This window comes from Vibrio sp. 779(2023), from assembly GCF_033344285.1.
Taxonomy (GTDB): domain Bacteria; phylum Pseudomonadota; class Gammaproteobacteria; order Enterobacterales; family Vibrionaceae; genus Vibrio; species Vibrio alginolyticus.
Genome location: NZ_JAWPOM010000027.1, coordinates 45217 through 55680 on the forward strand (window position 1 = coordinate 45217; position 10464 = coordinate 55680).

The 10464-nt window shown below is 45.9% G+C and carries 11 protein-coding genes; 4 read left to right on the plus strand and 7 right to left on the minus strand.

All coding sequences use genetic code 11. The annotated features are described in order from the left end of the window. Positions 1-127 precede the first annotated feature (127 nt). From arsJ to rhtB, 6 genes are all read right to left on the minus strand, one after another. Positions 128-1345: an organoarsenical effux MFS transporter ArsJ gene (gene arsJ / locus R8O70_RS22420; protein ID WP_054575539.1), complete on the minus strand. Its 1218-nt coding sequence runs from the start codon at positions 1343-1345 to the stop codon at positions 128-130. Positions 1346-1599: 254 nt separating this feature from the next. Beyond that, on the minus strand, positions 1600-2094 hold the full coding sequence (locus R8O70_RS22425) for a cyclin-dependent kinase inhibitor 3 family protein (protein WP_318184381.1): 495 nt from the start codon (positions 2092-2094) through the stop codon (positions 1600-1602). A gap of 12 nt (positions 2095-2106) precedes the next feature. Then, entirely contained in the window at positions 2107-3108 is a 1002-nt protein-coding gene (locus R8O70_RS22430) for an ArsJ-associated glyceraldehyde-3-phosphate dehydrogenase (RefSeq protein WP_005383630.1), read from the minus strand. 42 nt (positions 3109-3150) lie between these two features. Continuing rightward, on the minus strand, positions 3151-3486 hold the full coding sequence (locus R8O70_RS22435) for a metalloregulator ArsR/SmtB family transcription factor (protein WP_005378730.1): 336 nt from the start codon (positions 3484-3486) through the stop codon (positions 3151-3153). 154 nt (positions 3487-3640) lie between these two features. Further along, positions 3641-4864 (minus strand): EAL and HDOD domain-containing protein, encoded by a 1224-nt coding sequence (locus R8O70_RS22440; protein ID WP_053304474.1) that lies wholly within the window; start codon positions 4862-4864, stop codon positions 3641-3643. A 24-nt stretch (positions 4865-4888) separates the two neighbouring features. Beyond that, entirely contained in the window at positions 4889-5506 is a 618-nt protein-coding gene (rhtB, locus tag R8O70_RS22445; RefSeq protein WP_054729573.1) for a homoserine/homoserine lactone efflux protein, read from the minus strand. 65 nt (positions 5507-5571) lie between these two features. On the opposite strand from rhtB, the gene R8O70_RS22450 reads away from it, so the two are divergent. Then, positions 5572-6582 carry an alpha/beta fold hydrolase gene (locus tag R8O70_RS22450; protein ID WP_005378733.1) on the plus strand — a complete coding sequence of 337 codons (1011 nt, stop codon included), beginning with the start codon at positions 5572-5574 and terminating at the stop codon, positions 6580-6582. A gap of 244 nt (positions 6583-6826) precedes the next feature. Continuing rightward, a complete protein-coding gene (locus R8O70_RS22455; RefSeq protein ID WP_005378734.1) occupies positions 6827-7651 on the plus strand; it encodes a Cof-type HAD-IIB family hydrolase in 825 nt (274 codons plus the stop codon). Between the two features lie 50 nt (positions 7652-7701). Here R8O70_RS22455 and R8O70_RS22460 read toward each other — a convergent pair whose 3' ends face one another. Beyond that, positions 7702-8172, minus strand: coding sequence for an EVE domain-containing protein (locus R8O70_RS22460; RefSeq protein WP_005378735.1), 471 nt, complete (start codon positions 8170-8172; stop codon positions 7702-7704). Positions 8173-8219: 47 nt separating this feature from the next. On the opposite strand from R8O70_RS22460, the gene R8O70_RS22465 reads away from it, so the two are divergent. Both R8O70_RS22465 and R8O70_RS22470 read left to right on the plus strand, forming a co-directional pair. Continuing rightward, positions 8220-9770 (plus strand): COG3650 family protein, encoded by a 1551-nt coding sequence (locus R8O70_RS22465; protein ID WP_258624531.1) that lies wholly within the window; start codon positions 8220-8222, stop codon positions 9768-9770. Next, entirely contained in the window at positions 9770-10366 is a 597-nt protein-coding gene (locus R8O70_RS22470; RefSeq protein ID WP_258624534.1) for a tRNA-uridine aminocarboxypropyltransferase, read from the plus strand. The genes R8O70_RS22465 and R8O70_RS22470 overlap by 1 nt, the downstream gene beginning before the upstream one ends. Positions 10367-10464: the final 98 nt, after the last annotated feature.

Here is a 10464-nt window from a genome sequence, read left to right on the forward strand (position 1 = left end):
AAGCATCAGTATTCACTCTCCATGCCAAACCGACACAATCTGATTACACCAAACGGCGCATAAGAAACAAAAATGGCTCCGATTTGGAGCCATTTATACCATCTACAGATAGCGATACTGGGGATAGTTACGCAGTAGCAACATCAGCTTTTGGCAACTTAATTGAAATCAGCGTCGTCAGTGCCAAGAAAGCAAAAGAAACCCATAAGCACGCCGCAAGACCAGCCTCTTGGTAGATCCAACCCGATAATACCGTGCCAATCAAACGTCCCATCGCATTGGCCATGTAATAAAAACCGACATCCAACGAGACGCCATCGCCTTTAGCGTAGCTCACTATCAAGTACGAGTGCAGCGAAGAGTTAATGGCAAACACAGCGCCAAAAATCATCAAACCTACCACAATCACCAATTCAGGCTGCCAACCGATTTGCACACCATAAGCAATACCAGCCGTAATTAACGCTAGGACTCCTGCCCACACCAATGCTGCACTACCATCAGGCACACGACCTTGCGCTTTGCCAGTAATACGCGGCGCAATGCCTTGCACAAACCCATAAGCAATGACCCACGCAGCGAGAAAGCTACCAACCCACAAGTGATCCCAGCCAAACACGCTACCAAGATAAATAGGCAGAGCAACGACAAACCACACATCACGAGCACCGAATAAGAACATGCGAGCTGCGGATAAAATGTTTATCGATTCAGACTTGGAGAATATTTGGCGAAACTTAGGTTTACTCTTTGCTTTACCCATGTCCGCTTCTAGCCAGATCATGCTGCAAACAAACACTAATGTAAGTACACCCGCCATAATAAACATCGAGTTTTGAAAACCCACCCAAGACAGCAGCAAGCCGCCAACAAAAAAGCCCGCTCCTTTGAGTGCATTCTTCGAGCCAGTCAAAATCGCTACCCATTTGTAGAGCGCACCTTGCTGTTCGTCTGGTACCAGCGTTTTAATCGCGCTCTTAGCACTCATTTTGTTCAGATCTTTGGCAATCCCCGACAGAGCTTGCGCTGCCATCACCCAAGGGATGGTCAGCCATGCATTTGGTACTGCGAGCATCAGCAACGCAAACACTTGCATCGCTAAACCAATGTTCATGGTTTTATTTAGGCCTAACCTTGCGCCCAACCAACCACCAACCAGGTTTGTCACCACACCAAAAAATTCATAGAAAAGAAACAGTGAGGCAATAGCTAACGTGGAATAACCTAAGTCATGAAAATAGAGCACCACCAGCATACGCAGTGCGCCATCGGTCACCGTAAAGTTCCAATAGTTAAACGTCACTAACATGTACTGACGAATACTTTTGCTTAATTGAGAAATCATATTGACCTCATATGTACAGCGATAGAAGCATTTAGATCATCATGTTCTAAATACTTCCTAACCTGTACAGCAACATTGACCAATACAATGTTGCTGTGATTTTCAAAAAATGCCCCAACATCAATAAAAAGCAAAATACACCTTAAAAACAATGCATTAGTTAATATTAATGGCTTTTCTTGTAAACAGTCGTATCCTGAAGAAGCTCGAATTTAGCTTTTGGATCATAATGAACCAAAAGCTATTTAAGCTGATCAAGCGTCTTGAGCCACGCGTTCGATGTACTCAACTTGCACAGGTTTTGTAAATGCACCAGGGCGCAATGCCCGCACTTCTCGCACGATATCTTCTAACTGCCATTCCTTTTCTAGGAGTAGGTGAGCAGCGAACAAACCTGTGCGCCCCGAACCACCCATGCAATGCATCGCAACTTTGCCACCTTGAGCAAGAATCGCGTGCAGTTCCGGACTGGCTTGTTGCCACTTCGTCGCAAATTCTTCATTTGGTGCGCAGTCGTCTTCAATCTCGATCTGGAACCATTTCATACCCAGTTGCTGAGTGGCTTCACCCAATGCAGAGACATTCTTCGCAGCTAATTCACTATCATCTAATGCAGTAACGACCGCTTGAACACCCTGCTCTTTCAACTGTTCTAACGACGCATGCAAATCGACACCTTTCGTTCCTGGGCACGGTGTTAAGATTAAAGCACCGGAGTCCAAATCTAATTGCCATGTAGGATGAGACATTGTGACCCCCTTTTAAGCCAAACCAACGTTACGAACCAGCTCTGCTGTGCGCGTTGCATAACCCATTTCGTTATCGTACCAAGCGTAAATCTTAACCATACGAGAACCCACAACCATGGTTGATTGCGCATCAACGATGGTTGAACGTTGGTCGCCTTTATAATCGATAGAAACTAAAGGACGCTCTTCGAAGCCAAGGATGCCTTTCAAATCACCTTCAGATGCTTCTTTTAACAGTGCATTCACTTCTTCTGCTGTGGTATCACGCTTCACATCAAAAATGATGTCTGTTAACGATGCGTTTGCTAGAGGTACGCGAACCGCATGACCATTAATTTTGTCTTTTAATTCTGGGAAAATTTCGACAATCGCCTTCGCGCTACCCGTCGTAGTCGGGATAAGGCTCATGCCGCATGCTCTTGCACGGCGTAGATCTTTGTGTGGCGCATCCAAAATAGTTTGCGTATTCGTCAGGTCGTGAATGGTCGTAAAAGAAGATTGTTCGATACCCAATTTCTCATGAATGACTTTAACCACAGGTGCGATACAGTTAGTCGTACACGAAGCTGCTGTCACGATACGATGTTTTTCAGGGTCGAAAATATGGTCGTTCACGCCCACCACAATGTTCGCGATACCTTCTTCTTTCACAGGTGCGCTTACCACGACACGTTTCACGCCTTGCTCTAGGTATTTGTTTAGGAATGATGTTTTGCGATGTACGCCTGTCGCTTCAATCACAACATCACAATCAGACCAGTTCACCGCATCGATATCGCGTTGTTGAGTCGTGGCGACACGCTTGCCGTTGATGACGAGCTCACTGCCTTCGACCTGAACTCCATGATGCCAACGACCTTGCACTGAATCGAATTCTAATAAGTGACCAAGCGTAGCGGCGTCACCTGCGACATCGTTGATTAACACAAACTCCAATTCTGGCCAATCAAATGCCGCTCGCAGCGCTAAGCGACCAATTCGGCCAAAGCCATTAATTCCTACTTTAATTGTCATAGTTTTACCCTCTAATCTTCTACCTTGAATCTCTATTCGCTGTTAACAGCAAGCCTCACGACTTTTATCGTGTAAGCGTGTGATGTCGTCTTGGTATTCCTGCTTCAAACAGTTTGATGCCACTAAGTCTTCAATTAACTTTCGCATCCAACCTGGTAATTGCTGTGATAACTCGTAATACACCCATTGTCCTTGGCGTTTATCCACCAAGATGCCACTGGATCGTAACTGAGCAAGATGACGAGAAACTTTCGGCTGGCTCTCTTGTAGAGCAAACGCCAAATCACCAACGCAAGTTTCACCTTCACGGGCCACGAGCATTAAACAACGTACGCGTGTTTCATCGGATAACAGCTTAAAAAACTGATGTGGAAGCATAATGAACATACCTATATATGGATATGCGTATATGTTTATTTAATTAAGATATATCGTCAAGAGGAAACCGTCCATCGTCATAAAAGTTTCACATCTAACGAACAGCTTGATTGTAAAGAGAGAGATTCAAAGAGATAAAAGATAAAACCAGAAATTATGCAGTCGCGATACTTTGACTCCAGCGAACCGCTTCACCTAAGGAGAGCTTCACTTCCTCTAAAGGCAACCCCAATTGCATCGTGATTTTTTCAACCCCTGACCAATCGGCACGCTCGTAGCACTCTTCGAGGGAAATAAGTGCACCATAAACCCCTTTGCGATGTAATAGCGCTTGTTGTACTGAATGACTAAGCGGTAACTGCCTAACTAAAGATTCCACCGAAAGATCCAACAGCGCATCTAGAATCGACAGCAAACCAACCATGAAACCTTGTTCGTTGAGATGAGAGAATGGCTGATAGCGCGACATCAATTGGCAAAATTGAGCTCGTTGCAATGAAAGGTGATACAGCTCTCGAGGCTTGTTACTGGAGATATACGATGCCACAACCAAAGAGACAAACTGCTTAAGGTTATCCTGGCCAAGATAAATCAATGCCTGACGAAAAGAGCTGATTTCGACAGCCAAATTCGGCGCTTGCGTATTTACAAAACGCAATAATTTATATGACAACGCGACATCTTGCGTAATGATGGACTCGATACGAGTAAAGTCAGGCTCAGGAGCACAAACTTCACGAAACAGTTGCAATGCCAACACTTGCTCAGGACTGACGTATTTAGTCTGCGAGACGAGTGGCTTGCTAAAAAAATAACCTTGGAAAAATTTAAAGCCAGCCGCTTTCGCTTGCTCAAACTCTTCTGCGGTTTCAACACGTTCTGCTAAAAAGTGGTATTTGACGCGTTTGGCAAGGTGTGTTTTGACCAGTTCACAGGCCTTTTCGAGCCCCATCGCCATAATGTCGAGCTTCACAATATGCACATATGGCAAAAAACGACGCCATTCTGGTGTTAGGGTGAAGTCATCCAAAGCGATCAAGTAACCTTCTCGATAAAACTCACGAATCGCATCAAGAAGCTCATCCGTAGGTTGGCACGTTTCCAACACTTCGATGACAATTTTGTTTTTCGGCAAACTGCGCGGCAAACGTCGCACCAAGCTTTGATGAGGAAAGTTAATAAAGCATCTTGAAGAGGCAATCACTGGGTTAGTGCCCAGTGATAGGAAGTTTTCGACGATCAGTCGGTATGTCGCTCGATTTGAATCAATATGTGAAGGGTATGCGTTACTCTCCCCGTCTCGAAACAACAATTCATAACCCAGCGTCTGTCTTTTTCGATTAAAGATCGGCTGGCGAGCGACATACGTTGTATTCATGCTAAAGAAGGACCTATAAATGGCTTATGACTTTGCAGCTGCTAATAATGCACCACAACCCATGAACATTGAACCGAATACTTTGTTTATTTTTCCCATGATTTTATCGGAGCGAATAAAGCGTCCCATTTGTGCTGCCAAGCTCGTGTAACCCAACATTACACACGCATCAATCACGACCGTAGTGACGCCAAGCACCAACAGTTGCGTGATTTGGTCTTTTGCCGGGTCAATAAACTGCGGGAACAACGCCACCAGAAAAACAATCGATTTAGGGTTGGTGAGGTTAATCAACACTGCCTTGTACAACAGCGCCGTGCCTGACATCTCGTTGTGGTTTTCAGCTGCGACTAAGCTTGATGTGTCGCGCCATTTCTGAACCCCCAGCCAAACCAGATAAGCGGCACCAACCCATTTAATGACAGAAAATGCGGTTGCTGACTGCGCGACAAGCGCACCAATACCCGCCCCCACCAGCGCGATGTGGATAACTAAACCAATTTGTAAGCCAATAATGGCACCCAGTGATTTACGGGTACCGTAACTCAAACCATTACTGATTGAGTTCACCGTGCCAGAGCCCGGAGCCAAACTAAAAACGATTGCTGTTACTACATAAGCTAACCAGACATGGGTATCCATTGCATTTCCTCACTAATTCTTCGATGATACATCGCGTAAACAACGTATCTTCAGGTAATCAACTAATGGCGACTAACCATTCACCTTTGACTTATACTCAAGAGACATTATTTGAGCAAGCAATTGGTGGTCCGATCGCAGCACTTTGGCAAACTCGCCAAGAGGGCTTTGTTAAAGGGACTGAGAAAAAGAACATTTACTGGTGCAAGCTAACCAACCCAGAGCATAAAAAAGCTGTGCTCATCGTAAATGGACGCATTGAGTCTTCCTGGAAATACCAAGAGCTGTTTTACGATCTCTACCGCCAAGGTTTCGATGTCTATTCTTTTGACCACCGCGGTCAAGGTTTATCAGATCGTTTATTATCTGACTCAGATATGGGTCACGTCTATGACTTTACTGATTATATTGATGATATGGACATCGTCGTAAAAAAACACGACCTTAGCGAATATCAACAATGCTTCATCATCGCGCACTCTATGGGCGGCGCGATCGCCACACGTTACCTGCAAACTCACCCAGAACACCCTTTTACTGGTTTGATTCTAAGTGCGCCCATGTTTGGCATTAACCTGCCATGGTACCTATCACCAATAGCGATTCCGGTCACACAAATTATGTCAGCGGTATCGACTTTGCCACGCTATGCACCAGGACATCAGGCCTACTTCCCTAAGCCCTTTGAAGATAACCCACTTAGCCAAAGTTACGGCCGCTACCAATGGTTCCGAAACCTATATACGGAAAAACCGGAACTGCAAGTCGGTGGGCCAAGCACTCGCTGGGTTTGGCAAGGGCTCATGGCCGCTAAGCAGTGCTTTTTATTAACTCGCCAAGTCAAAATACCAGTAATCCTAATCCAAGCCGGAAACGATCGGATTGTTAGCAACCTCGCGCAAAAGCGTTTTATTGATAAATTGCGGAAAACCAACCCGCACGCGGAGCTGCTTTCCATCGAAGGCGCACAGCATGAAATCTTATTCGAGACCGACAAGTATCGTAATCAAGCTCTCGATGCGATTTTCCGCTTTATGAATGACCCTAAATCGCCATCAAACGAACAAGCACAATAAGAACTCTAGGCGACCATTTCACGACTAAGATTAAAGAGGAAATGTCTGCACATCGATTTACCCTCTTTTTCATCCTCATTTTGACGTACACTGCTTGAACTTGGCTACTTTGACACTGTGTTTAACCGCATAGTGCTACGAGCCCAAGTTCCCCCGCATTCGGAGCAGTACGATCTAGTCAGTCTGCTGTACTCCGTTTGCAATTCACCTGTTCCACACTATCCAAACCGTTTACGAGGACTTCATGAGCACATCGCTACCTTGCAAAGAGATCACCAAAATCGTTGCCTCTGATCTGGATGGCACGTTACTCGCACCTAACCATCAGCTCAGTGCTTACTCAAAAGAGACGCTAAAAGCGCTGCATGAAAAGGGTTATACCTTTGTCTTTGCAACCGGCCGTCACCACGTAGACGTTGCGAGCATCCGTCGCCAAGTTGGCATTCCAGCTTATATGATCACGTCGAATGGTGCCCGAGTGCATGACCAGGAAGATCAGCTAATGTACAGCGAGAATGTCCCTGCGGAACTGGTACAAGGCGTGATCGACACGATCAAACATGATCAAGAAATACTTATTCACATGTATCAAAATGATAGCTGGTTGATGAACAAGGATGATGAAACGTTACGTGACTTCCACGATGAATTCACTTACGTCTTATTTGATGAAGACCAAGCCCCAACTGACGGTATTGCGAAAGTTTTCTTCACGCATCCAGGAGAAGACCACGAACGTTTGGTCGTATTTGAAAACAAACTACGTGAGCAGTTTGGTGATAAGCTGAACATCGCATTTTCAACGCCTTGGTGTTTGGAAGTAATGAGCGCTGGCGTGTCTAAAGGCCATGCTCTTGAAGCGGTAGCGAAAAAACTCGACCTCACGTTAGAAAACTGCGTAGCATTTGGTGATGGCATGAATGACGTAGAAATGCTGTCGATGGCAGGTAAAGGGCTAGTTATGGGTACATCACACGAAAAAGTGATGAAAGCTCTACCAAATAATGAAGTAATTGGCAGCAATGCAGAAGATGCGGTTGCACACTACCTACAAGAACACTTGCTGTAAGCTTCAATACTCCAAATAATGAAGGGCTGCACATTCGCAGCCCTTCTCTTTTATCGCTGACTTGGCAGCTTCTCTTTGCCAAGAATCGCGTCCCATTCTTCTTCTGTCACGGGCATAATCGACAAGCGATTTCCACGTTTCACCAACGGCATGTTCTCAAGTTCTGGCATCGCTTTCATCACCGACAACGGAATCACTCGCGCCGTTTTACGTACAAACTCGACATCCACCATAATCCAACGCGGGTTGTCTGGGTCTGACTTTGGATCGTAATAATCGCTTTCGGGATCGAATTGGAAATGATCGGGATAGGCTTCTCTCACAACTTTAGCAATACCTGCCACGCCAACATGTTTACAAGAAGAGTGGTAAATCAGGACTAAATCGCCCACCTTCACTTGGTCACGCATCATATTGCGCGCCTGATAATTACGAACTCCCTCCCAACATGAAACCTTTTGGGTTCGAAGCGTGTCAATAGAAAAGGTATCTGGTTCAGTTTTAAATAACCAATATGCCATAATGCCATCCGATGCCGATTGAGTAATAATAATGAGGAAGATATAACATGAAGGCTTTGAAAAACCCAGTGGCGCTTGCCACCCTGCTGGTTCTGCAAGCATGTAGTTCACAGCCGCCACAATCTGGTGCTGCTGACCCAACCTCTCCACCAGCAACCTTAGATAAGCCTGAAACCATTCAACCTCAAACTTTTATGCTGCGCGGAAAAGTGATCGTCGGTCACGAGAGCCAATACATCATGCCTTGTGGCAGCGACAAGCAATATTGGTTGCAACTATCACCACAGCAAATGCAACGAGCAATTCAGTTAAATAACGAGCCTTACCAGACTATGTATGGCGAGGTTATCGGCCACCTCAACCCACCGGGCATCGATGGGTTTTCTGCTGATTTCGATGCTAACTTTGTCGTGGAACAAGTGAACTTCCTCACAACGGAAAACCCAAACCGTTGTCAGCAACCAAACAAACCAACTCGCGTGTTTGGTAATGAGCCTTCTTGGTCGGCAAGCTTTGAGGCTAATGGACTAACATTCCAGCAAATCGGCAAACAAACCACAAAATTAGCGATTAACAGCAGTCAGCTTCAACCTCGCCAGCGCACTTATCAACTGCAAGGTGGTGAGCTTCGCTTAACAGAAAACCTCTGCTCAGACACAATGAGCGATTCTTTGTATGGCTGGAAAGCAACACTAAAACATGATGGCGAGACGTATCAAGGTTGTGGTATGACTGCAAACGTCGATGCAACGCTTGGCTGGGCTAATACCTATGTCGCGACCTCAACCCAATCACAAGGCTTTGAAGTACAAATGACCTTAAACCCAGACCACAGCGCCACAACAAAATACCGTTACGCCAATGGACAAGCACCATTAATCGAGCGTGGTTACTGGCAACAGTTAAGTCCGTCTCAGGTTCAAGTTGTCATGACGCATCATCAACAGCAAAGGCTAATGTCAGAGCGACTGTTTACTCGAGAAGGCAATCAGCTCAAAGCGACCAAAGAAAAAGTCGGTAACTTGGTATACCCAATCGCCGATGGTGGTTTAGTCCTTTATCCTGCCACCGTTCGTGATGAAGGCATCATGCAACCAGCCGAAAAACGCACCAACAACCCCATCGGTAGTGCTAACGTCCCTTCTAGTGCAGAGTTTGATTCAAAAGTAGATGCCGCGGTGCGCAACTACTTCTTTATCCATCAAACCACCCCCAACAATAACCAATACCGTTGGCTAACTTACGACCTCAACAGCGATGGTAACGAAGAGCTATTGGTACAGTTGGATTGGTGTGGTTCCGGTGGCTGTACATTGCTGATATTTGAACATCACGAAAAGGAATGGCGATTTAATAGCCGCATTACACTAGTGCAAAGCCCGATTATGCTCGGCCAACAAACCTCTCATGGTTGGCGAGATCTGATTTTTAATGTCAGCGGTGGCGGAGCTAAAGCGGCTCAACATGTGATGCAATACACTGGGGTTAGCTACCCACTCAACCCAAGCATGGCGCCAACGGCAACGCCGAACCAAGTCAGTGGCGTGCGTCTGTTCTCTGATGGGATAAGCCCGGTGCGAGAAGGAGTTCGTCTGTAATGTCACAACCGTGTCCAACCTGCGGTTTTCAATTCAATTGTATGTGCTCGCTAATGCCGAAACTTAACAGTGAGCACAACATCCTGCTGTTAATGCATCCGAATGAACTGAAGCGTGATACTAATACCGGCCAGCTACTAGAGCAGTGCCAACTCAGCATTGAGCGAGTAATCTGGGAGCGCAAACAGCCACCAGCAGAATTGCTCACTCTATTAGCTGATCCGTCGCGGTATCCGGTGTTGCTCTTCCCCTGTGAAGAAAGTATCACACTCGAACATGTGGTACTCCAAAGCCAGCAACAAACCAAAACTCCGCTGTTTATTATTTTAGATGCCACCTGGCAAGAGGCGCGCAAGATGATCAATAAGAGCCGTTGGTTAGAAGGTATCCCTACTATGGGATTGTCTGCGTCGGCGGACTCACAATATCAGCTGCGACGCAACCAACAACAAGGTAATTTGTGTACGTTTGAAGTCGCTGCACATTTGCTCGGGCAACTTGGAGAACAAAACAACCAACAACAAATGCAGCGCTTTTTTGCCCATTACCTCGCTCTGTTCCAAGCTGAAAGGAGTGGACACGCTCTTAAGCGTTAACCATTAAGCTCAGTAGAAGAACCAAGTAAATTACCACCTTCTAAAGAAGGTGGCTTTGTGTGAGCCCCCTAAAAGGGGGCCTTTGTTTAGTCCAGCGC